Origin of the sequence: Streptomyces canus (genome assembly GCF_030815415.1) — a bacterium.
Lineage (GTDB): Bacteria > Actinomycetota > Actinomycetes > Streptomycetales > Streptomycetaceae > Streptomyces > Streptomyces canus_F.
Map to the genome: position 1 here is coordinate 5,466,156 of NZ_JAUSWW010000001.1, position 20,969 is coordinate 5,487,124.

Genomic DNA, 20,969 nt, shown 5'->3' on the forward strand with positions numbered 1-20,969 from the left:
GTGCGGGACACCGGGGGGCGGATCCCGGGCATCCGCGCGCCCCGGCACATGTCCGGACCGTACGTCCCCCACCCCCGTGGGAGGACGTGCGGTCCGGAGGTCCTAGGCCGTGCGGCGGCGCAGCAGCACGAAGGCGGCGGTGGTCGCGGCGGCGGCGATGGCGAGGAGGAGGCCGGTCTCGACGTACTGGAGGGGCCAGAAGTGGGACCGGGGGTGGTACCTCAGAACCGTCTCGTTCGCCGACCAGTCGACCTGGTAGTACGAGCGCGGCGGCTCGAAGGCGCCGCGACGGGTGAGCGTGGGCCACAGATCCTCGCGGAAGAGGTCCACCAGGTTGTAGAGGACCAGACAGGTCGCGAAGGCCACCCCCACCCCGGCCAGGGCGCGCCCGGTCAGCAGACCGGCGAGGGCGCCGAGGGCGAGGCCCGCGAGGGCGTACGCGACGGCGGCCGGGCCGGTGGCGATGAACACGTCGGGGTAGTACCAGTCGCCGACGATGTTCGGGTCGCCGTCGCCGCGCGCCCAGCGGTTCAGTACGGCGATCGCGCCGGTGCCGGCGGCGAGCAGGACCGCCGGGACGGTGAGCTTGGCGGCCAGCCAGCGGGCCGGTGACACGCCCTGGGTCCAGGCCAGCAGGGCGGTGCGGTTCTCCAGTTCCCGGCCGATGACGGCGCCGGCCCAGCCGGCCGCGGGGAACATGACGAGCGCCAGCGCGCCGGTGACCAGGGCGATCCCGTCCCTGTACGTCGCGTCGGCGGTGATCGCCTCGACGGCCGAGCACAGCGGCAGGCCGCTCTGCTGCGGTACGGCACAGGCGCCGACGCCTTCGCGGGCCTCGTCCGCGAGGGAGTGCAGCCAGACCAGGTAGACCGCCGCGGCCGCCAGTGCCGTGAGCCAGAGGACCAGTGCGGCGCGGTGCGGGCGCAGCACACCGCGGACGGCGGGCGCCGCCGTGGGAACGGAGAGCGCGCTCATGCCGCCGCCCTCGTTCCCCTGCGCAGCAGCCAGAACGCCGTACCCACCGCGGCCGCCGCGACCGCGAGGACGATGCCGGTCCCGATGAGCTGGAGGGGCCAGAAGTCGGAGGCGGGGTGGTAGTCGAGGTAGTAGCCGGTCACGCCGTGGTCGGTGAAGCACTTCATGCTGTCGCCGCAGTCCGGGATCGGGATCCGTTCGCCGGTGGCGGTCAGGGCCCCCTGGTCGCCCCACAGGACGTTCTGCGGGGTCCCGGGGCCCGACCGCAGACCGTTGAGGGCGGTCTGCCAGGGCCACAGGCGGGGGGTGACGGTGTCGGCGGCGTACTCCACGAGCACGGTGACCGCGAGGCCCACGGCGAGGGCCGGCAGGGCGCGGCGCAGGAGCAGGCCCGCGAGGGTGCCGACGGCCAGGGCGAGGAGGGGCAGGGCAAGGGCCAGGGTGCCGTTCGCGGTGAACGTGTTGTCGTCGTACCAGGCCCAGTCCAGCGGGAACTCGTTCGCGCTGTAGACCATGCGGTGCAGCAGGACCAGTACGGTCGTGCCAGCGGTGAGCAGGGCCGCGGGGACGGTGAGCTTGGCGGCCAGCCAGCGGGTCGGGGTCACGCCCTGGGTCCACGCCAGCCGCGCGGTGCCGGACTCCAGTTCGCGGCCGACGACGGCACCGGCCCAGGCGGCGACGGCATAGGGCAGGTAGACGATGGTCCACCTGGCGAGCATGACGGTCCGGTAGTAGCCGTTGAGCGTGGTGTCCCACATGCAGTCGTCGCCGACGGGGCAGTTGCGCCGCCACGCGGTCTCGGCGGACTCCGCGCCGGGGCCGTACGCCCACAGCAGGGCCAGCGCGGCGGCGACGGCCACGAGCCCCCAGACGATCAGGGCGGCGCGGTGCAGGCGCAGCACCGTGCGGCCGGTGGCCGGGGGACGCGGTGGGGCCGCGGCGACGGATGCGGTCATGCGAGGGACTCCTGGCGGGGCGTGCGAGCGGGGTGGGTGCGGTGGCGGAGCAGGAGGAACGCGGCGAAGGTGGCCAGGGCCGCGACGGCGAGGACGATGCCGGTCTCGACGAGGTGCAGCGGCCAGAAATGGGACTGCGGGTGGTAGGTGCCGTCGCCCAGCTGCCATACGGTGGCGGGCAGTTCGCGGCCGTCGCCGTCGACCGTGGGCCAGTACTCCGGGCGGTACTTCTCCACGTACCGGTTGAGCACGATCACCGCGGCGACCGCGATGGCCGTCGCGGGCAGTGAGCGGCGTACGACGAGCGCGGTGAGCGCGCCGACGGCGAGGGCGCACAGGCCGTAGGCCACGACGAGCGGGCCGCGGGCGGCGAACACGTCGGCGAAGCCCCAGTTGTCGCCCATCAGGTCGCGGTGGGCCGACCAGGCCCAGCGGAAGACGGGGACGAAGAGCGCGCCGCCGGCGATCAGGGCCAGGGCCGGCACCGTGAGCTTGGCGGCCAGCCAGCGCATCGGCGAGACGTCCTGCGTCCACGCCAGCCGCGCGGTGCCGGACTCCAGTTCACGTCCGATCAGCGCGCCGGCCGACCAGGCGGCGACGGCCCAGAAGCCGTAGTACATGAAGGTGCTGGTCCAGCCCATCGGGCCGCTGTAGTCGCGCGAGGGCCAGAAGCCGCAGTAGCCCGCGGGGGTGTCCCGGCAGGCGTCCAGGGCCGCCTGTACGTCGTCGGCGGTGACCTCGGTCAGCCACACCAGCCAGGCCACCGAGCCCAGCACGAACACGGTCCACACGATCAGTGCCGTGCGGTGCAGCCGCAGCACGCCCCGGATCATGACAGACCTCTCGTGCGTACGGCGGTCACGCGGAACGCGGCCAGCGCGAGCAGGGCGGCGACGGCGAGCACGATCGCGGAGGCGGTCAGCTGCAGGGGCCAGTAGTGGGAGAGCGGGTGGTAGTCGTGGTACCAGCTGACGGCGCCGAGACGGTCGTAGAGCCGCTCGCACTGCGGGTTGATCGTGCTGCCGCAGAACGGGTCCGGAAGGCGCTCGCCGTCGGCGGTGAGCAGGCCCGTCGACACGTCCACGCCGTTGCCCACGGGCAGGTCGCTCTCCAGGCTCGACACGCCGGTCACCGGCGTCCACAGGTGTGGCAGTGCCTGGTGGACACCGGCCCACAGCGCGCCCACGGCGACGACGGCGGCGCCCAGTGCGGCCAGCGAGCGGCGCAGCAGCACGCCCGCGAAGGCGCCGGCGAACAGGCCGGCCAGGGCGAGGGCCACGGTGATCGGGCCGCCGGCGTAGAAGGTGGGCGGGTCGTACCAGGACTTGGCGCTGCCGATCCGGCCCTCGGACGCCCACCACATCCCGTGGTGCAGCAGCACCAGGAGGCCGGTGCCGGCGGTGACCAGGGCGGCCGGGAGGGTGAGCTTCGAGAGCAGCCACCGGGTCGGGGTCAGCCCCTGGGTCCACGCCAGCTGCGCGGTGCGCTGCTCCAGTTCACGGCCGATGAGGGCGGCTCCCGTCCAGGCGGCGACGAGGAAGGGGACGGCCAGGACCGCCATGGTCGCGTAGTCGTAGATGTGCTTGTAGCGCAGGATCGCGGCCTGGTCGTACAGACAGGGACCGGTCGGCGCGCAGGCGTAGTGCTGCTGCCAGGCCTCGGCGGAGGCGTCGGCCAGCGGACCCCACAGGCACATCAGCGCGCTGCCGAGTCCGAGGAGGACGACGGTCCAGACGAAGAGGGCCGGTCGGTGCAGTCGTATCAGCCAACGGTTCAGGTGGGGCGCGGTGAGGGCGCTCACGCGGAGACCTCCTCGGCTCCCGACAGGGCCGTCTTTCCGGCTGGCTCGGGATTGCGCAGGTAGGACAGGACCAGCTCCTCCAGGGAGGGCGCGCTGGTGTGCCAGTCGGCGGGGAGCGGGGCGGCCGGGCGGATCAGGGCGGACAGCTGGCGGCCCGTGGTGCGGGACTCGACGACCGTGTGCGGGTCGAGGACGGTGTCCGCGGATGCCGACACGCGCGTGTGCGTCTCCAGCAGCTCGTCGATCTCCCCGGCGAGGCGGACCCGGCCGCCGCCGATCAGCAGCAGGTGGTCGCAGGAGTCCTCCAGCTCGGCGACGACGTGCGAGGACATGACGATCGTGGTGCCGTGCTGGGCCGCCTGGGACATCAGGACGCCCATCAGCTCGTGCCGGGCCAGCGGGTCGAGGTCGGCCATCGGCTCGTCCAGGAGCAGCAGTTCGGGCTTCTTGCCGAGCGCGAGGGCGAGCGCGACCCGGGTGCGCTGGCCGCCGGACAGGGCGCGGATACGGGCCTTGGGGTCGAGCTCGCCACCGGCCACGATCCGCTCGGCGGCACGCGCGTCCCAGTGGCCGGGGTTGAGGTCGGCGCCCATGAGGAGCGTCTCGGCGACGCTGAGCTGGGGATAGAGCGGCTTGTCCTGGGCGACGAAGCCCACGCGTGCGCGTGCCGCGCCGACGGGCCCGCCGAGGACCGAGAGGCTGCCCTCGCTCGGGGCCATGAGGCCGGCGGCGAGGGCGAGCAGGGTGGACTTGCCCGCGCCGTTGGGGCCGACGACGGCGCAGACGCGGCCGGTGGGGAGCGCGAAGGTGCAGTCACGCAGGGCCCATCCGGCGGACCGCCGCAGCCGGCCGAAGCGCTTGCCCAGCGCGGCTGCCTCGAGGGCGGTGTCGGTCATGAGGGGGCTCCCTGGCTGTGCTGGTCCTGGCCGTTTCTGTCCAGGAAATGCTTGTCGAGTACGGCGGTGAAGAGCGCGGCCACGTCGTCCCGGTCGAGGCCGGCCGCGCGGGCCCGCTGGGTCCATCCGTCGAGCTCGGAGTGGAGGGGCGAGTCGGCGGTGGCCGCGCCGAGGCCGCGGCGCACGAAGGTGCCGAGGCCGCGCCGGGCCTCGACCAGTCCCTCGCGTTCCAGTTCGCGGTAGGCCTTCAGGACCGTATTGGGGTTGATGGCGGTGGCCTCCACTACCTCGCGCGCCGTCGGGAGCTTGTCGCCCGGTTCCAGGTGGCCCAGCCGGAGGGCCTGCTTGGTCTGCTGGACGATCTGGACGTACGTGGCGACCCCGGAGTGCCGGTCGATGCGGTACTCGACCACCCGTGCACCACCCTTTCACTAATTGAGTAGTGAAAGGGTGGTGCACGGTGGGTCAGAAAGTCAAGAGCGATCCTGTGAACCGATCGGCGGGGCTCGTGCGATGAGGGTGATGTGAGCGAGACGAGAAGCGACGGGGAGCTGCTGCGGGCCGCGGCGGACGGGGACCGGCGCGCCTTCGAGGAGCTGTACCGGCGGTTCGCGCCCTGGCTGACAGCCAGGCTGCGGGGCCGGTGCGCCGACGCCGGGGTCGTCGACGACGTGGTGCAGGAGACGTTCCTCGCGATCTGGCGGGGCAAGGCCCGCTATCGCGAGGACGGAGTCGCCGGGGACCCGGCCGGGTGGCTGTGGCGCATCGGTTCGCGGCGGCTCGTCGACGCGCTGCGCGGCGACGGGGCGCGGGGCAGGCTGCGGCAGGCCCTGGCCAGGCTGCGCCACCGGGACGAGGCGTCCGCGGAGGAACGCGTGCTCGCGGGGGTTGAGCACGGAGACCTCGCGGGCGCCCTGGTCCGGCTCTCACCCGAGCTCCGGGCGGTCCTCCAGGCGACGGTCATCGACGGGCTGACCACCCGCGAGGCGGCCGTCGTCCTGGGGATCCCGCCGGGCACGGTCAAGACGCGGGCGATGCGGGCCCGTAAGCAACTGCGGGAGGCACTGGCATGAGCAGGCACGTAAGCGAACAGGGCCTGCGGGGCCGGGAGCACGGCCGGGAGCACGGACAGGAGGTGGCCGCATGACATGGCATGTGGCCGAAGAGGATCTACGGGCCTATGCGCAGGGTGAGCTGACGCCCCCGCTGCTCTGGTCCGCCGACACACACCTCGTCTCCTGTGCGCGGTGCCGGGAGGTGCTCGCCTCCGTCGGGCCTTCCGTGGACGCCGGCTGGGAGCGCCTCGACGCCGAACTCGACGCGCCCAAGCGGGGGCTGTTCGAGGGACTGCTGGTGCGGCTCGGGGTCGCCGACCACACCGCGCGGCTGCTCGCGGCGACCCCGGTGCTGCGCCGGTCGTGGCTGGCGGCGGTGGTGTTCGTGCTGGCGACGACGGTGGGGGCGGTGTACTCGGCGGACTCGCCGACGCTGTTCCTCGCCCTCGCCCCGCTGCTGCCGCTCGCGGGTGTGGCACTGGCGTACGGGCCCGCGCTGGACCCGACGTACGAGATGGCGGTCGTCAGTCCGGTGCACGGATTCCGGTTGCTGATGATCCGTACCGTCGCCGTGCTCACCACCGTCCTCGGCCTCAACGGCCTGGCGACGCTCGCGCTCCCCGTCTACGGCCTGCGCGCCCTGGCCTGGCTGCTGCCCGCGCTCGCCCTCACCGCGACCGGCCTCGCGCTGACCCCCCGGCTGGGCCCGGTCCTCGCGCCGTCCCTCGTCGGCGGGGTGTGGGTCGCGCTGCTGATCGTCGCGGACGCGAGCGGTGACGGGCCGCTCGTGCCGTTCACCGCGGCGGGCCAGGGTGCCGCCGCCGCAGTCGCCGCACTCGCGGTCGGACTGCTCTACCTCGCACGTGACCGTTTCGACGTCTCCCACAGGAGTGCCGTATGACACCCACCGTCTCCGCCTCGGGGCTCAGCCTCCACTACGGCGGAACACGCGCCCTGGACGACGTGTCGCTGCGGCTGACGCGGGGCGTCACCGGACTGCTCGGTCCCAACGGGGCGGGAAAAACCACCCTGTTGCGGGTGCTGGCCACCGCCGTGCCCGCCGACCGGGGCGCCTTCACCGTGCTCGGACACGACCCGGGCACCACCCGCGGGCGGCAGGAGGTGCGGCGCCGGCTCGGCTATCTGCCCCAGACCCCCGGCTTCCACCCGGACTTCACGGCCTTCGAGTTCGTCGACTACGTGGCGATCCTGAAGGAGCTGACGGATCGCGCCGCCCGCCACCGTGAGGTGCGCCGGGTGCTGGACGAGGTCGACCTGGGCGAGGTGCGCGCCAAGCGCATCAAGAAGCTGTCCGGAGGCATGCGGCAGCGGGTCGCGCTGGCCGCGGCGCTCGTCGGCGACCCGGGCCTCCTCGTCCTGGACGAACCGACGGTCGGCCTCGACCCCGAACAGCGCATGCGGTTCCGTGAGTTGATCGCCCGGGCGGGCGAAGGGCGGACGGTCCTGCTGTCCACCCACCAGACGGAGGACGTGGCGATGCTCTGCCACCGGGTCGTGGTGATGGCGACCGGCGGAGTGCGCTTCGACGGCACCCCCGCCGAACTGACCGCGCGGGCCGCAGGACGGGTGTGGAGCAGTACGGAACGCGACCCGGGAGCGAAGGCGGGGTGGCGCACCGGCACGGGCTCCTTCCGCAACGTGGGGGACCCGCCCGCCGGTGCCGAACTCCTCGAACCCACCCTGGAGGACGGCTACCTGCTGACCCTCGACGGCGCGGGCGCGGAGGTGGCGGCATGAGCGCGGTGATGGAGGCGGCCCCGCCCGCCGAGCGGACCGCGTCACGGGACTCCTGGACCGCGGTGTTCGCCCTCGCCCGATTCGAGGCGCGTCGACTGCTGATGAGCCTTCCGGTGATCGTCGGCTTCCTGGTCTACGTCGCCTGGATCGTGTGGAACGCCCAGGACTACGCGGACGGCTATCCGGCCCTGCAGAACGTCGACCGTGCCACACAGGGCGGGCCGCTGCTGGTCGGCCTCGCGGTGCTGCTGGCCGTGAACCAGGCGGTGCTGCGATCCGGGCGGCGGGACACGGAACGCCACTTCGGGGTGCTGGTGATGGGGGCGGGGCGGCGTACGGCGGCGCATCTGCTGTCCGTCGGGCCGGCCGTCCTGCTCACCGCGGTCTGCGTGACGGGACAGTTCGGCTGGGAGGCCCTCAAGTCCGGTGCCCTCGGGCACGGTTCGGTCGGCGAGCTGCTGGTGGGGCCGCTGACGGTGCTGCTGTTCGGGGCGGTCGGCGTGCTGATGGCCCGGCTGGTGGCCTCGACCTTCGCGGCTCCGCTGCTGTTGGTGGTCTTCCTGTTCCTCTTCGTGCTCGGCACGGGGCTGGGAGGCGAAGGCGGCTGGGTCCGCTGGCTGTACCCGGTGGTGGGCGAGATGAGCAACGACACCCTGCCCTCCGACCTGATCGGCCGCCCCGCCCTCTGGCACGCCGTCTATCTCGCCGGCCTCGGGCTGAGCCTGGCGCTGCTCGCGGTGCTGCTGGGCGGCGGTCGTGCGCGGTCCGCACGGGCCCTGTTCGTCGGAGCGCTGGCCCTGACGGTCCTGGGCGGGACCGCCCAGGCACAGGGAGTGCCGGCGAAGACGACGGCGGCGCGGGAGCGGGTGACGTTCCACCCCGAGCAGGTGCAGACATGCGTGGAGCGGGGCGGATCGCGGTACTGCGCCTTCCCGGAGTGGCGGGGCCGCACAGCGGACTGGGCCTCGGTCGTGGACCAGGTGCAGTCCCTGGCGGGCGGCACGGCACACGACCAGCGACTTCTCGTCCGCCAGCGGATAGACGCCACCTACGGCCTCGACGGCGACGCGGCGATCCCCCCGTCCAAGGCCGCCCACCAGGTGACGGTCGGCACGAACTGGGGCGGCAACCGCGTCCCCGAGTTCTCGGCCGCCGTCGCCGCCGTACTGATCGCGGGCGACGAGAACGCGGCGGGCGAACTGTGCGACGGCCGCATGGTCACCCTCATGTGGATCGCCCTGGCCTGGGAGTCCGACCCGATCACCCAGTTGAGGCGCGTCCGCCTCGACGACAGTGTGACCGGCTCGGCGATCGTGCTGTCCCCGACGAACTCGATGTCGATGACGGAGGGACAGACGACGGTGGTCCGCGAGTTGCTGGAGCGGCCGCGGGGCGAGATCGAGGCGAAGGTGAAGTCTCGGTGGTCGGAACTGACCGCACCGAAGGTGACGACCGCCCGGGTGGCCGAACTGCTCGGCTTGGACGCCAAGGTGAAGGCCGACTCGTGTGACTGACACGGGCGCCGGCGTTCGAGTGGAGAGGGCGGAGAGGGTGGGGATGAGCGGGGCCGGGGAGGCGCGGGTGCGGAGTGCGGCGGTGTGGCGGGTGTTGCCGGGTCCCGTTCTGCGGACCTTGCCGTGGCGGGCGTTGGGGGCCGCCGGGGGTGTGGGGCTGTTGCTCGCGGGGGCGGCGCGGTGGCTCATCGACGGGGACGAGTGGCTGGCGCTGAATCTGCTGCGGGCGACCGCGCTGGCCTTCGCGCTGGGCCTGGCGTTCCTCCTGGACGACCCGGCCCGCGAGACCACCGCTTCGGTGCCGACGACGCGTCCGCTCCGGCAGGCGCTGCGGGTGGCGATGGTCGCCCCGTTCCTGGCGCTGGCGTGGACGGTGGCGATGCTCCTCGTGCCGGGTGAGATACGTCCTCCCGTGGGCGATGTCACGCTGGAGGCCGCCGCGACCTCTGTGCTCGCCCTGGCGGCGGCCGCTGTCGCCGTGCGGTTCAACGAGGCGTCGGAGCCGGGGCAGGCGGTGGCCGCGGCGGTACTCACCTCGGCGGTCGTGTTGCCGCTGGCGCTGCCGGGGCGGTGGGCGATGTTCGTGGCGGTGCGGGACGAGCGGTGGGCGGCGTCCCATGAGCGGTGGGTGTGGGTGCTGGTGGGGGCGGCGGTGGTGTGGGCGGCGTGCGGGCCGGAGCGGTTGAGACGGCGAGCGCTGCGGGACGGTCCGTCGGGCGCGTGATCTCGCCCCCCTGTCGGCCCTGAAGGGGCCTCGTCCTCAAACGCCGGACGGGCTGAGTTGCACGGACCGGCGTCAGTGAATCCAGCCCCTCCGGCGTTTGCGGAGCGGGGGTCCAGGGGGCGGCGCCCCCTGGGAGCGGGGTCGAAGGGGCGGCAGCCCCTGGAGGAGGGGACGGGTAGGGGCGGCGGGGGCGAAAACCGCCCGGCGCGCACCCCCGGCCTCACGTCTCCGTGCGGTACATCAGGTCCGTCTCATGCGTCACGAACCCGAGCCGCTCGTACACCGACACCGCCGCCTTGTTGTCCGCGTCGACGTACAGCATCGCCGTGGGCAACCCCTGCCCCGCCAGATGCCGCAGGCCGATCGTGGTGAGGGACTTGCCGAGCCCCCCACCCTGCGCACCCGGCTTCACACCGAGGACATAGACCTCGCCCAGCTGCTCCGTGGCGTGGACCTTGGTCCAGTGGAAGCCGATCAACTCGTCGCCGCGGAAGGCGAGGAAGAACCCGGACGGATCGAACCAGGGCTCGGCCATGCGCGCGTCGAGGTCGCGCTGGACGAGGGAGCCCTGCTCGGGATGGTGGGCGAAGGCGGCGGCGTTGACGGCGAGCCAGGCCGTGTCGTCCTGGCCGGGGACGAAGGTGCGTACCGTCACGCCCTCCGGGAGGACGGGGTCGGGCAGCTCGAGGCCCGTCAACGGCCGCCGCATCTGCCGCAGCTCGCGGAACAGGGTCAGACCGAGGACCTGGGCGAGATGCCGGGCCGCGGAGTGGCCGCCGTGGGCCCACACCCGCAGCCGCTTGCCGGACGCGGCGAGGAGGGCGGAGCCCAGCGCCCGGCCGTGGCCGTGACCGCGGTGCGCGGGATGGACGACCAGTTCCGCGGCCGGCGCCTCCACCGGGTCGGTGTCCTCCAGTTGGGCGTAGCCGACGAGCTGGTCGTCGAGGGTCAGCAGCAGATGGGACACTCCCTCGCGCGCGCCACCGCGCAGCTGCAGCCGCCCCTGCTCCGACACCGCCTGCTGCCCGTCGCTGCGCACGGCCTCCGCGAGGAGCGCCAGCACCGCTTCGGTCCGGTCAGGAGAGAGCGCCGAGTAGGTGTCGATCGAGCGGGAAGTGCCATGCCGTGCGGTGTCGTCGCTGGTCATGCGTATGAGGGTACGGGGAGGACCCCGCAAAGTGGCGGCAAAGGAAAGGGCAAAGGGAAACCAGGATGTAACCAGGAAACCCCTGTCGCGCTACGCGCGTTGACTCTAGGCTGCGCCGGACGGGGCCCACGTGATTCAGACATCCCACAGGGGGGCGTATGCCAGCCATATCCCAGCCGCACCATCGCCGCAGACGGACCGTCCGTCTCCTTGCCGCAGCCGCCGGTCTCGCGACCGTCGGCGCTCTCGCCGCCGCGCTGCCCTCGACGGCCGCGGCGGGCGAGTCGGGCAAGTCGGGTGGTAAGGCGCCCAGTCGTTACCAGGACGTGCAGCTGCTGTCCTTCAACGACCTGCACGGCAACCTGGAGCCGCCGTCCGGTTCGTCCGGTCGGGTGACCGAACTCCAGGCGGACGGCACGACGAAGACCATCGACGCCGGTGGTGTCGAGTACCTCGCCACGCACCTGCGCGAGGCGCGTGCGGGCAACAAGTACTCCATCACCGCCGCCGGCGGCGACATGGTCGGTGCTTCTCCGCTCATTTCGGGACTTTTCCACGACGAGCCGACCATCGAGGCGCTCAACGGCCTCGACCTGGACGTCACCTCCGTCGGCAACCACGAGTTCGACGAGGGCGCCAAGGAACTGGCCCGTCTGCAGAAGGGCGGCTGTCACCCGACCGCCGGCTGCTACACGGACGAGGAGTTCGAGGGGGCGAACTTCCCCTACCTGGCGGCCAACGTCCTGAACGAGAAGACCGGCAAGCCGATCCTCAAGCCCTACTGGGTGTGGAAGAAGAACGGCGTCAAGGTCGGCTTCATCGGCGTCACCCTGGAGGACACCCCGGGCGTCGTCTCCGCGGAGGGCGTCAAGGGCCTGAAGTTCAAGGACGAGGTCGAGACGATCAACAAGTACGCCAAGGAGCTCCAGCGCCAGGGCGTGAAGTCGATCGTGGCCCTCATCCACGAGGGCGGGGCCCCGGCCTCGGCCTCGTACAACTACGACTGCGACGCCCCGGGCGCCGGCGACGGCATCTCCGGCCCGATCGTGGACATCGCCAAGAACATCACCCCGCAGGTCGACGCGCTGGTGACGGGTCACACCCACGCCGCCTACGCCTGCACCATCAACGACCCGGCGGGCAACCCGCGCACGGTCACCTCGGCCGCGTCCTTCGGCCGTCTCTACACGGACACCACGCTGACGTACGACCGGTGGACGGGTGACATCGCCCGTACGGCCGTGAAGTCGGCGAACCACGTGGTCACCCGGACGGTCGCCAAGGCGACGGACATGACCGAGCTGATCAGCCGGTGGAACACCCTCGCGGCGCCCATCGGCAACCGCGCGATCGGCTACATCTCCGCCGACATCCCGTCCACCGGCACCGAGTCCCCGATGGGTGACCTCATCGCCGACGCGCAGCTCGCCTACGGCAAGCAGCTCGACCCGGAGACCGACCTCGCGCTGATGAACCCGGGCGGTGTGCGGGCCGGCCTCACCTATGTGGCCAAGGGGGCCGAGGGCGACGGCGTGGTGACCTACGCCGAGGGCTTCACCGTGCAGCCGTTCTCCAACACCGTGAACCTTCAGGACTTCACCGGCGCCCAGCTGATCAAGGTCCTCCAGGAGCAGGTGAGCGGCAGCAACGCGGCCTCGCCGAAGATCCTTCAGCCCTCGTCGGGCCTGACGTACACGCTGGACCTCACGAAGACCGGCGCCGACCGGATCGTCGTCGACTCCGTCAAGCTGAACGGCACGGCCATCGACCCGGCGGCCACCTACCGCGTCGCGACCAACAGCTTCCTCGCGGGCGGCGGCGACGGCATCACCACGCTGGGCCTGGGCACCAACGACCTCGTCGGCACGGACGACCTGGCGGCCCTTGAGCAGTACCTCCTGGCCAACTCCTCGGCCACGAGCCCGATCGCACCTCCGGCCGCGAACCGGATCACGATCCTGAAGTAGCCCCCTGGGTTGGTAAGAGGCGGTCGCGTCATATCGACGCGGCCGCCTCTTCGCGTATTAAAACCTGTGTGAGTGGCGAATTGGTTCCGGGCGCCGCCTGAAAAATGGTCTCAGCTGCAATTCATCGAGGTCTAAGCGGAATCGGCCTTTTCCGGGTTTGCGGTCCCGTAGTGTTTTCCATGTCGAAAGCGAACGGCACCGGACAACACAAAGGAGAAGGAAATGAGCTTCCACAAGGTCGCCCCCGTCGCCAAGAAGGCTCCCAAGCCCGGCCCGGCCCCTAAGAAGAAGGCCCAGGTGAAGAAGGTGACTCCGCGACGACGCCCGGTCTCCCATGAGAACTGAAATAAGCCCCGCATCATCTGAACCTGATAACTGGAGAGGTAATTCCCATGAGCTTCCACAAGATCGCCCCCGTCGCCAAGAAGAACACCAAGCCCGCCGCCCCGGCCCCGAAGAAGAAGGCTCCTCAGCAGAAGAAGGCGGCCGCCCGTCCGGTATCCCGCAAGGGCTGCTGACGCCGAATCGCGAGGCGGGGCCACCGACAGGACTCGGTGGCCCCGCCTCGGGCATGTCCGCCCGTACTTCAAGGGAGCAACCATGAGGGAAGTCCGCGAGGCCTTCCGCCGCTTCTGGCCGCTGACCCGCGGCGACCGCAGGTGGCTGGTGGCCATCGTCGGGTGCGTGGTGGTGTCCGCGCTCGCCGAGACCGCCTCGATCCTGCTGTTCGCGGAGCTGACCGACACCGCCCTGAAGGCCGGTTCACTGTCCGCCTTCTGGGGCCCGGCCGGCGCCTGGCTCGCCGTCGCCGCGCTCGGCGCGCTGGTCGGCTACCTCGGCAACTCGCTCGCCGCCTGGACCGCGGAGAGGTTCGTGCTCCGCCTGCGGGCCAAGGTGTTCCGGCACGTCCAGGACCTGCCCCCGCACTTCTTCCAGAAGCACCGCCAGGGCGACCTCGTCGAACGTCTCACCGGTGATGTCGAGGCCATCGAGCAGATGGTGGTGTCCGGGGTCGTCGGCACCGTCGCCGCCGCGTTCTCCGCCGTCTTCTACTCCGCCGCCGCCCTGTATCTGCGCTGGGACCTGGCCCTCGTCACCTTCGTCCTCGCCCCCCTGTTCCTGCTGGCCGCCCGCCGCTTCGCCGGCCGCATCAGGAGCGCCTCCCAGGACGAGCGGACCGCCGACGGCGCCATCACCTCCGTCGTCGAGGAGTCCCTCGGCAATGTGGTGCTGACCCAGGCCTACAACCGCCGCGCCGACGAGGAGAAGCGGCTCGACCGCGAGGCCCGCGCCTGGATGAAGGCATCCGTGCGCGGGGCACGGCTCAGCGAGATGTACGAACAGTTCGTCGAGGTCGTCGAGACGGTCTGCGTCCTCGCCGTCATCGGACTCGGCGTCTGGGAGATCTCCGCCGACCGCATGACCCTCGGCCGGCTCCTCGCCTTCGCCGCGTTCATCGGCTACCTCTACCCACCGGTCCGCAACCTCGGCCAGCTCGGCCTCACCCTCACCGCCGCCACCGCGGGCGCCCAGCGGCTCAACGAGATCCTCGACGCCGAACCCGCCGTCACCGACCCCGCCGAACCGGTCCGGGACTGGCCGGTACGCGGCTGGGTCAGCGTCCACGGCGCCGGCTTCCGCTACCCCGGCGCCGCCAGGGACTCCCTGCACGACGTCACCTTCCAGGCCGCCCCCGGCGAACTCGTCCTCGTCACCGGCCCGAGCGGCGCCGGCAAGTCCACCCTCGCCAAGCTGCTGCTCCGCTTCTACGACCCCTCGTCCGGAGTGCTCTGCCTGGACGGCGTCCCGCTGACCGACGTACCCCTGGAATTCCTGCGCGAGAACGTGGCGCTGCTGCCGCAGGAGACGCTCGTCCTGCACGGCACGATCCGCGAGAACATCGAGTGCGGCCGCCCCGGCGCCACCGACGAGGACATCGGGCGGGCCGCGCGGGCTGCCGCGGCGCACGAGTTCATCGCCGAACTCCCCGGCGGCTACGGCACCGTCATCGCCCCCGGCACCGCCGCCCTCTCCGGCGGCCAGCTCAAGCGGATCGCCATCGCCCGCGCGATGCTGCGCGCCGCCCCCGTCCTGATCCTCGACGAACCCACCACTGGCCTCGACTCGGTGGCCGCCCGCCGCATCATGAAGCCGCTGCGCCACCTGATGTCCGGCCGTACGACGATCATGATCACCCACGATCTGAGCCTCGCCCCCGACGCCGACCGCGTCCTCGTCGTGGACGAGGGCCGGCTGGTCGAGGTCGGCACGCACGACGAACTCGTGGAGCGCGGCGGGACATACGCCCGGCTGGCTATGCCACCCCCCGACCACCCGCCAGGACACCCCGCAGGAACTCGGTCTCGGCGTGCAGGTCCGTCACACACCGGTCGTTGACGAAGGGCAGCACGGTCCGGCGCCCCACCGTCTCGTACAGGCAGGTGATGAACCGGAGACTGGACTCCTGCGGAGCGTTCTCGACGCGCAGGTCCTGGATGTCGTGCCAGGTCCACTTCCGCACGCGCAGGGCGCTGTACGAGGTGATCCCGCCGGGCCGTACGACGGTACGGGCCCGCAGCAGGGCAATCGCCATCCAGCCGTTGGAGAGCAGCAGGACGGTCACCAGGGCCACCGCGGGCCGGAACGGCACCCCGTTGAGCAGTACTTCCCCGACGCCGGCCGCGAAGAAGAGCGCGACGGCGCCGAGGGGCTTCCACGCCGGCCCCTGTCTGCGGTACTCCCTGATGATGTCCCCGCCCATGATCCCTCCCCGTGGTCGGGATGATCGTAGGACGGGGACCCGTGGGTCAGGAAGCGGTCGGCGTCCAGCCGCCGAGCCAGTCCGCGACCTCCTGGCCGGTGGCCTGGGAGTCGGTCAGCTGGGGCCGGTCGCCGCTCGCGCTGCCGGAACCGGCGCCGGTGTTCTTGTACTCGGCGAACCGGTCGGCCTTCCAGGAGAAGCCGCTCATGTCGGTCCACGGCGTGGACCTGATCGCGGCGCTCAACGACGTGTTCCGGACCGTGGTCTGCGGGTCGAGGGTCGTGTCGCCGCCGGCGTGCCAGGGGCGGCCCAGGTAGAAGCTCGCGGCGGAGACGTCCCCGTTCACCGTCGAGTTGGCGATGAGGATGCCCTTGCGGTCGGCGGCGGTACTGGGCGCGGTGACGTAACCGGCCGAGGTGCCGTTCCAGCGCTTCTTCAGGGTGATGACCGACTTGTCGATCACCGTGGTGGCCCGGCCGAAGATGAAGTCGACGTTGCCGATGACGTAGGAGTTGGTCATGTAGACCCGGCCCAGCTTGTCCTTCGCCGCGGTGTCCACGAGCAGGGTGTCCTGGTCGCCGCTGACGATGATCCCGTCGAGGAACACCTTGTCGGCGGCGGTCCGCAGGGCGACCGCCTGGCCCGCGATGTCCTGGTGGCTGGCCTCGTCGAAGTCGTTGGAGATGGTCAGGTTGCGGGCCTGGAAGTCGTCGGCCTCGACGGCGACGGTGGCGCTGCCGCCGGTGCCGTAGGTGCCGGAGCCGTCGGGCTTGGGTGTGCCCGACGCGTTGTTGTAGACGATCACCGTGTCCTTACGGCTGCCGCCCGCCCCCTGGATGGTGACGTGCGGTTTGTTGGACGGCACCTTGACCAGCTCGCGGTAGGTCCCCGGCTTCACCGAGATCACCACGCGGGAGGGGTTGTTGGCCGGTACGGCGTTCACCGCGGCCTGCACGGTCGAGTACTGCCCGCTGCCGTCCTTGGCGACGGTGAGGGTGGCGGCGGCAGTGGCGGCCGTGGTCGTGGCCGTCGTACCGATCGAACCGCGCGGCCCCGCACCGGACTTCAGCAGGCTCGGCACGTCGGCGGTCTTGTCGAGGGTGTAGCTGTAGTAGGAGCCGGGGGTGAAGGCCGTGCCCCCGCTCTCGTTGCGCCCGCTGGTGCCGACGAAGGTGTTCCCCTTCTGCACGATCGTCGCGGTGCTGTCCTTGATGACGGGGTTGTTGACGCCCTGGAAGTAGGAGTTCTCCAGGACCATCTTGGTGGCGCCGCGCGAGTAATTGCCGTACGACGACTTGATGTCGGTGTCGGCGACGTCCTCGAGGAAGTTGTTGTAGAGGTGCGCGTGGGCGGCGTTGTCCGTCGACGGGTTGCGCTGCTCGGTCTCGCGGATCCAGTTGTGGTGGATGGTGATGTCGGTGACGACGTTCTCCGTCCACCCGATGCCGAACGCCTTGTTGTCCTGGCTGAGTTTGTTCCAGGAGACGGTCACATAGGTGCTGTCCTTGCGGACGTCGATGAGCCCGTCGGCCATGTGCCGCAGATCGTTGTGGTCGATCCAGACGTGATGGGCACCGTCCATCTGGACGGCGTCGAAGTCGTGGTCCTTGTCGTTCCAGATGCCCTGATAGGCGTCCCGGATGGTCAGGTTCCGGATGATCACGTTGTGCACGCCGGACCCGAGGAAGAACCCGCCGCCGACGATGTGCCCGGAGGTCCCGGCCCCGACGATGGTCTTGTCGGACTGGACCTTGATCTCCTTGCCGACCGGGTTCATGTTGATGGTCGCGGCGACGACGATCACGTACGGTTCGGCCGCGGTCGCGTACTTCTCCAGGTCGGCGAGCGTCTTGACGGTGACGATCTGCCCGTCGCGCCCTCCGTAAGTGCCGTTCTGCCCCAGCGCGTTGACCGAGGCGAAGCCGTCGGCGGTGGCGGTCGCCCACGCGGGGGCCGCGGCGGTGGCGGCGGACGCGTGGGACTGGGTGCCCGGGAGGTAGCCGTACGCCGTGACGCCGGCGGCGGTCAGAGCGAGCGGGACGCTCACCGCGAGGGCTGTCTTCCTCCGGCGGTGGCGGGCCTTGCCGCGGATCTCACTCATGGGGGGGATTCCGTTCCGTGCGGGGGTAGGGACCGCAGTGCAGTCGCCGCCCCCGCACGGAAGGTTGCCGCGCGAATCGGCCAGTTCGGCTACTTGGCGCAGGACTTGGGGTCGAGGTTCTCCTGCCACTTGTCCTCACGGCCGTCCGGCTGGCCGTTGGGCAGGAGCTTGTCGGAGACGCCGTCGATGTAGTAGCCGTACGAGTAGATCGTCTTCCAGCTCGCGTCCCGGCCACGCCAGGTGTGCGCGGTGACCTCGCCGTCGCCCTTGTTCCACTGGTAGTCCTCGACGTAGAAGACCGGGTTCACGCGGACCACCCGCTGGTACGGCGTCCAGGTCGTCGCGACCTGGGTGCACGGCGGTATCGACTTCTCGCTGCGGCGCTCGAAGGACGAGCTCTTCTCCCAGCCCCACTCGTAGCCGGCGCTGCCGCCCACGGTGCCGGAGAAGATGCTCTTGGCCAGGGAGAGGCTGATGTTGGCGCCGACGCTCTTCTTGGCGAACGTCTTGGTGCTGTAGCCGCTGACGAAGGTCACCTTGTCCTCCGTCGTGCCGTGGTTGCCGGTCCACTCCGAGGTGCGGACGGGCTCGCCCTTGACCGACCAGGTGGACGCCTGCGCGTACCCGCACCAGCCGCGGAACAGCTCCCACGGTCCGGCGGGCACCCACAGCCCGACGACATCCCGCAGGTACTCGTCCCGGGTCTTGAACTCGCCGGTGTCGACGTTGTAGGCGCCGTAGACCCCGGTCAGGCTGGTCTCCTGGCCGCACAGCCGGTCGAGCATGACGTCGGTGTTCCCGGGGTCCACGCCCCGGACGTTCTGGGCGCCGCCGGGGCCGGCGGCCTGCGCGGTGCCGGAGCCGGCCAGCAGTCCGGTGACGGCGAGGGCCACGGACGCGGCGGCCAGGGCGCTCTTCTTCAGAGTCGATGTGCGAAACGTGCGCATGGGGGGTTCTTCACTCCTGAGCGTTGAGGGCAGATGCGTGGGGCATCTGTTCGACAGCTCAGGAAGGTGGCAGAGAACCCGTGAGTAGGGTCGAAAACGCGGGAGCTTTGACAGGACATTGACAGCTTGGCCGTCACTGTCCAGCAGCAGGATTCTCCGGCGGAGGAGTGGGCGCACCCGGCATGTGCACGGTCGCGATGGTGCCGCCGCCCGGCGCGTGCCCCAGCGTCACCTGACCGCCGGCCTGCTCCACCGTGCGGGCGACGATGGAGAGACCGAGGCCCGAACCGGGGAGCGCGCGGGCGCTCGGTGAGCGCCAGAAACGGTCGAAGACGTGCGGGAGTTCGTCCTCGGCGATGCCGGGGCCGTGGTCGCGGACGGTGAGGGTGCCGTCGGAGGTCAACCGGACCTCGACCGAGCCGCCCTCGGGGCTGAACTTCACGGCGTTGTCGAGGATGTTGACCACGGCACGTTCCAGAGCGGCGGGCTCGGCACGGACGTACCAGGGCCGGAGGTCGGCGTCGATGGTCAGCTCGGGTCCGCGCAGCCGCGCGCGACGCAGGGCGGACTCGACGGTGTCCTCCAGCGAGACGACCTGCACACGTTCCCCCCGCTGCCCCTCCGACCTCGACAGCTCCTGCAAGTCGCCTATGAGAGCCGCCAGTTCGGTCATCTGCGCCTTCACCGAGGCGAGCAGCGCCTTGCGGTCCGCCTCGGGGATGGGGCGACCGGTCTCCTCACTGCGGGTCAGGAGCTCGATGTTGGTGCGGAGGGAGGTGAGGGGGGTACGGAGTTCGTGGCCGGCGTCCGCGATCAGCTGCTGCTGGAGCTCACGGGAGCTGGCGAGGGACGAGGTCATCGAGTTGAACGACCGCGAGAGCCGGGCCACCTCGTCCTCGGAGTCCTCCTCGACGGGGATACGGACACTCAAGTCCTCGGTACGCGCCACGTGCTCGACGGCCTCGGTGAGCTTGTCGACAGGACGAAGCCCCGCGCGGGCCACGGCGAGCCCGGCGGCTCCGGCACCGAGGACTCCAACGCCGGAGACGAGGAGGAGGATGAGGGCGAGTTCGTTGAGCGTGGACTGGGTGCCCTTGAGAGAGGTCGCGACCATGAGGGCGGCCGGTTTCGAGGTGACCTGGTCGATGCCCTTGTAGACGGTCAATACACGGACCGCATTGCCGTCCTCATCCGTGCCGTTGCGATAGATCCCCCTGTCGGGGTCGGCCCTGCTGATCACGCTCTTGTCTGAGTCCGTGACCTTGACCGTGCCTTCGGAGTACCGGGGGACGCAGGTCGTACCGTCTTCCCTGACGAGCTGCACATAGCCGTTCCGGGGTTGGAACTCGTCCTTGTCGGAGTTGCTTGACTGCGAGGAGGTGGCGCAAACGATCACGCCGTCCGGGCCCACGCCACGCCCGAGCATCTTCTCGAGATCGTTGTTCACCTGCTCGTACAACTTCCCCTGCACGATGAACCAACAGGTCACCGAAACCGCCGCCACCGCGAACGCCACCGCCGCCGCGACCAGCAACGACAGCCGCGCCCGGATGGGAAGCGTCCGGAACCGGTGCAGAACCCTGTTCACTCGGCCCCGCCCTGCCGCAACACGTACCCCACGCCACGCACCGTGTGCACGAGCCGAGGCTCTCCGCCCGCCTCCGTCTTGCGGCGCAGGTACATCACATACACGTCGAGGGAGTTCGACGACGGCTCGAAGTCGAAGCCCCAGACCGCCTTGAGGATCTGCTCACGGGTCAGCACCTGGCGCGGATGCGCCATGAACATCTCCAGCAGCGTGAACTCGGTACGGGTCAGCTCCACCGGGCGCCCGGCACGGGTCACCTCCCGCGTCGCCAGATCCATGCGGAGGTCCGCGAAGGTCAGCGCCTCGTCCTCCTGAACAGCGGCCCCCGCGTTCGCCGCAGCGTAGGAGCTGCGCCGCAGCAGCGCACGGACCCGCGCGAACAGCTCGTCCAGTTCGAACGGCTTGACCAGGTAGTCGTCGGCGCCGGCGTCGAGACCCGTCACCCGGTCACCGACCGTGTCCCGAGCCGTCAGCATCAGGATCGGCGTCGTCGTGCCCGCGCCCCGCATGCGCCGCGCGGCGGTCAGGCCGTCCATGCGCGGCATCTGGATGTCGAGGACCACCAGGTCCGGCTGGTACGCCGTCGCCTTCTCCAGCGCGTCCGCGCCGTCGACCGCGACCTCGGTGTCGTACCCCTCGAAGGCGAGGCTGCGCTGAAGTGCTTCGCGCACGGCCGGCTCGTCGTCGACGATCAGGATGCGCTGGGGGTCACGGTCGCCATCGGCGGGGCTCATCGCTCGCGGTTCCTCGGGGTGCGGTGGGACGGGGCTGGGTCGCTC

At 71.1% G+C, this 20,969-nt stretch carries 21 protein-coding genes; 9 read left to right on the top strand and 12 right to left on the bottom strand.

Annotation, left to right across the window (positions count from 1 at the left end; genetic code table 11):
- Positions 1-102: 102 nt before the first annotated feature.
- Genes QF037_RS25345 through QF037_RS25370 form a run of 6 tightly spaced genes read right to left on the bottom strand, consistent with a single transcriptional unit; the run spans position 103 to position 5,041 of the window.
- Positions 103-975 (bottom strand): hypothetical protein, encoded by an 873-nt coding sequence (locus QF037_RS25345; protein ID WP_307028900.1) that lies wholly within the window; start codon positions 973-975, stop codon positions 103-105.
- Positions 972-1,931, bottom strand: coding sequence for a hypothetical protein (locus tag QF037_RS25350; protein ID WP_307028902.1), 960 nt, complete (start codon positions 1,929-1,931; stop codon positions 972-974). The genes QF037_RS25345 and QF037_RS25350 overlap by 4 nt, the downstream gene beginning before the upstream one ends.
- Positions 1,928-2,764, bottom strand: coding sequence for a hypothetical protein (locus QF037_RS25355; RefSeq protein ID WP_307028905.1), 837 nt, complete (start codon positions 2,762-2,764; stop codon positions 1,928-1,930). The genes QF037_RS25350 and QF037_RS25355 overlap by 4 nt, the downstream gene beginning before the upstream one ends.
- Complete coding sequence (locus QF037_RS25360) at positions 2,761-3,732, bottom strand: ABC transporter permease (protein ID WP_307028906.1); 972 nt, start codon at positions 3,730-3,732, stop codon at positions 2,761-2,763. The genes QF037_RS25355 and QF037_RS25360 overlap by 4 nt, the downstream gene beginning before the upstream one ends.
- Positions 3,729-4,628, bottom strand: coding sequence for an ABC transporter ATP-binding protein (locus tag QF037_RS25365; RefSeq protein ID WP_307028908.1), 900 nt, complete (start codon positions 4,626-4,628; stop codon positions 3,729-3,731). The genes QF037_RS25360 and QF037_RS25365 overlap by 4 nt, the downstream gene beginning before the upstream one ends.
- A complete protein-coding gene (locus QF037_RS25370) occupies positions 4,625-5,041 on the bottom strand; it encodes a GntR family transcriptional regulator (protein ID WP_307028909.1) in 417 nt (138 codons plus the stop codon). The genes QF037_RS25365 and QF037_RS25370 overlap by 4 nt, the downstream gene beginning before the upstream one ends.
- Positions 5,042-5,152: 111 nt before the next feature.
- Between QF037_RS25370 and QF037_RS25375 the strand changes: the two genes are divergently transcribed.
- The 5 genes from QF037_RS25375 to QF037_RS25395 all read left to right on the top strand — a co-directional run bounded on the left by QF037_RS25375 (position 5,153) and on the right by QF037_RS25395 (position 9,679).
- Positions 5,153-5,701, top strand: coding sequence for an RNA polymerase sigma factor (locus QF037_RS25375; RefSeq protein WP_307028910.1), 549 nt, complete (start codon positions 5,153-5,155; stop codon positions 5,699-5,701).
- 70 nt (positions 5,702-5,771) lie between these two features.
- On the top strand, positions 5,772-6,584 hold the full coding sequence (locus QF037_RS25380) for a zf-HC2 domain-containing protein (protein WP_307028912.1): 813 nt from the start codon (positions 5,772-5,774) through the stop codon (positions 6,582-6,584).
- Positions 6,581-7,441 carry an ABC transporter ATP-binding protein gene (locus QF037_RS25385; RefSeq protein WP_307028914.1) on the top strand — a complete coding sequence of 287 codons (861 nt, stop codon included), beginning with the start codon at positions 6,581-6,583 and terminating at the stop codon, positions 7,439-7,441. Before QF037_RS25380 ends, QF037_RS25385 begins: the two co-directional genes overlap by 4 nt.
- Positions 7,438-8,955: an ABC transporter permease gene (locus tag QF037_RS25390; RefSeq protein WP_307028916.1), complete on the top strand. Its 1,518-nt coding sequence runs from the start codon at positions 7,438-7,440 to the stop codon at positions 8,953-8,955. Before QF037_RS25385 ends, QF037_RS25390 begins: the two co-directional genes overlap by 4 nt.
- 43 nt (positions 8,956-8,998) lie before the next feature.
- A complete protein-coding gene (locus QF037_RS25395; protein WP_307028918.1) occupies positions 8,999-9,679 on the top strand; it encodes an ABC transporter in 681 nt (226 codons plus the stop codon).
- A gap of 220 nt (positions 9,680-9,899) precedes the next feature.
- Here the strand turns inward: QF037_RS25395 and mshD are convergent, their stop codons facing one another.
- Complete coding sequence (mshD, locus tag QF037_RS25400) at positions 9,900-10,826, bottom strand: mycothiol synthase (protein ID WP_307028920.1); 927 nt, start codon at positions 10,824-10,826, stop codon at positions 9,900-9,902.
- A 158-nt stretch (positions 10,827-10,984) separates the two neighbouring features.
- Here mshD and QF037_RS25405 point away from each other — a divergent pair, with 158 nt between their 5' ends.
- The 4 genes from QF037_RS25405 to QF037_RS25420 all read left to right on the top strand — a co-directional run bounded on the left by QF037_RS25405 (position 10,985) and on the right by QF037_RS25420 (position 15,190).
- Positions 10,985-12,793 (top strand): bifunctional metallophosphatase/5'-nucleotidase, encoded by a 1,809-nt coding sequence (locus QF037_RS25405; RefSeq protein ID WP_307028922.1) that lies wholly within the window; start codon positions 10,985-10,987, stop codon positions 12,791-12,793.
- A 222-nt stretch (positions 12,794-13,015) separates the two neighbouring features.
- Positions 13,016-13,138, top strand: a complete 123-nt coding sequence (locus QF037_RS25410; protein ID WP_307028924.1) for a hypothetical protein — start codon at positions 13,016-13,018, stop codon at positions 13,136-13,138.
- A 47-nt stretch (positions 13,139-13,185) separates the two neighbouring features.
- A complete protein-coding gene (locus QF037_RS25415; RefSeq protein WP_277349581.1) occupies positions 13,186-13,311 on the top strand; it encodes a hypothetical protein in 126 nt (41 codons plus the stop codon).
- An 82-nt stretch (positions 13,312-13,393) separates the two neighbouring features.
- Positions 13,394-15,190: an ABC transporter ATP-binding protein gene (locus QF037_RS25420; RefSeq protein WP_307028926.1), complete on the top strand. Its 1,797-nt coding sequence runs from the start codon at positions 13,394-13,396 to the stop codon at positions 15,188-15,190.
- Here QF037_RS25420 and QF037_RS25425 read toward each other — a convergent pair.
- From QF037_RS25425 to QF037_RS25445, 5 genes are all read right to left on the bottom strand, one after another.
- Positions 15,108-15,554 (bottom strand): hypothetical protein, encoded by a 447-nt coding sequence (locus QF037_RS25425; RefSeq protein WP_307028927.1) that lies wholly within the window; start codon positions 15,552-15,554, stop codon positions 15,108-15,110. The genes QF037_RS25420 and QF037_RS25425 overlap by 83 nt on opposite strands.
- 46 nt (positions 15,555-15,600) lie before the next feature.
- Positions 15,601-17,655 carry a pectinesterase family protein gene (locus tag QF037_RS25430; protein ID WP_307028929.1) on the bottom strand — a complete coding sequence of 685 codons (2,055 nt, stop codon included), beginning with the start codon at positions 17,653-17,655 and terminating at the stop codon, positions 15,601-15,603.
- Between the two features lie 89 nt (positions 17,656-17,744).
- Positions 17,745-18,602 carry a hypothetical protein gene (locus QF037_RS25435; protein WP_307028931.1) on the bottom strand — a complete coding sequence of 286 codons (858 nt, stop codon included), beginning with the start codon at positions 18,600-18,602 and terminating at the stop codon, positions 17,745-17,747.
- A 133-nt stretch (positions 18,603-18,735) separates the two neighbouring features.
- Complete coding sequence (locus QF037_RS25440; RefSeq protein ID WP_307028933.1) at positions 18,736-20,190, bottom strand: sensor histidine kinase; 1,455 nt, start codon at positions 20,188-20,190, stop codon at positions 18,736-18,738.
- Entirely contained in the window at positions 20,187-20,924 is a 738-nt protein-coding gene (locus tag QF037_RS25445; RefSeq protein WP_307028935.1) for a response regulator transcription factor, read from the bottom strand. The genes QF037_RS25440 and QF037_RS25445 overlap by 4 nt, the downstream gene beginning before the upstream one ends.
- Between the last annotated feature and the right edge of the window lie 45 nt (positions 20,925-20,969).

What these genes read in the sequence shown, in the direction of transcription:
- QF037_RS25405 (WP_307028922.1), top strand. Translation starts at nt 10,985, where the DNA reads ATGCCAGCCATATCCCAGCCGCACCATCGCCGCAGACGGACCGTCCGT.
- mshD (WP_307028920.1), bottom strand. Translation starts at nt 10,826, where the DNA reads ATGACCAGCGACGACACCGCACGGCATGGCACTTCCCGCTCGATCGAC.
- QF037_RS25345 (WP_307028900.1), bottom strand. Translation starts at nt 975, where the DNA reads ATGAGCGCGCTCTCCGTTCCCACGGCGGCGCCCGCCGTCCGCGGTGTG.
- QF037_RS25435 (WP_307028931.1), bottom strand. Translation starts at nt 18,602, where the DNA reads ATGCGCACGTTTCGCACATCGACTCTGAAGAAGAGCGCCCTGGCCGCC.
- QF037_RS25355 (WP_307028905.1), bottom strand. Translation starts at nt 2,764, where the DNA reads ATGATCCGGGGCGTGCTGCGGCTGCACCGCACGGCACTGATCGTGTGG.
- QF037_RS25410 (WP_307028924.1), top strand. Translation starts at nt 13,016, where the DNA reads ATGAGCTTCCACAAGGTCGCCCCCGTCGCCAAGAAGGCTCCCAAGCCC.
- QF037_RS25350 (WP_307028902.1), bottom strand. Translation starts at nt 1,931, where the DNA reads ATGACCGCATCCGTCGCCGCGGCCCCACCGCGTCCCCCGGCCACCGGC.
- QF037_RS25365 (WP_307028908.1), bottom strand. Translation starts at nt 4,628, where the DNA reads ATGACCGACACCGCCCTCGAGGCAGCCGCGCTGGGCAAGCGCTTCGGC.
- QF037_RS25430 (WP_307028929.1), bottom strand. Translation starts at nt 17,655, where the DNA reads ATGAGTGAGATCCGCGGCAAGGCCCGCCACCGCCGGAGGAAGACAGCC.
- QF037_RS25420 (WP_307028926.1), top strand. Translation starts at nt 13,394, where the DNA reads ATGAGGGAAGTCCGCGAGGCCTTCCGCCGCTTCTGGCCGCTGACCCGC.
- QF037_RS25415 (WP_277349581.1), top strand. Translation starts at nt 13,186, where the DNA reads ATGAGCTTCCACAAGATCGCCCCCGTCGCCAAGAAGAACACCAAGCCC.
- QF037_RS25380 (WP_307028912.1), top strand. Translation starts at nt 5,772, where the DNA reads ATGACATGGCATGTGGCCGAAGAGGATCTACGGGCCTATGCGCAGGGT.
- QF037_RS25390 (WP_307028916.1), top strand. Translation starts at nt 7,438, where the DNA reads ATGAGCGCGGTGATGGAGGCGGCCCCGCCCGCCGAGCGGACCGCGTCA.
- QF037_RS25385 (WP_307028914.1), top strand. Translation starts at nt 6,581, where the DNA reads ATGACACCCACCGTCTCCGCCTCGGGGCTCAGCCTCCACTACGGCGGA.
- QF037_RS25445 (WP_307028935.1), bottom strand. Translation starts at nt 20,924, where the DNA reads ATGAGCCCCGCCGATGGCGACCGTGACCCCCAGCGCATCCTGATCGTC.
- QF037_RS25395 (WP_307028918.1), top strand. Translation starts at nt 8,999, where the DNA reads ATGAGCGGGGCCGGGGAGGCGCGGGTGCGGAGTGCGGCGGTGTGGCGG.
- QF037_RS25425 (WP_307028927.1), bottom strand. Translation starts at nt 15,554, where the DNA reads ATGGGCGGGGACATCATCAGGGAGTACCGCAGACAGGGGCCGGCGTGG.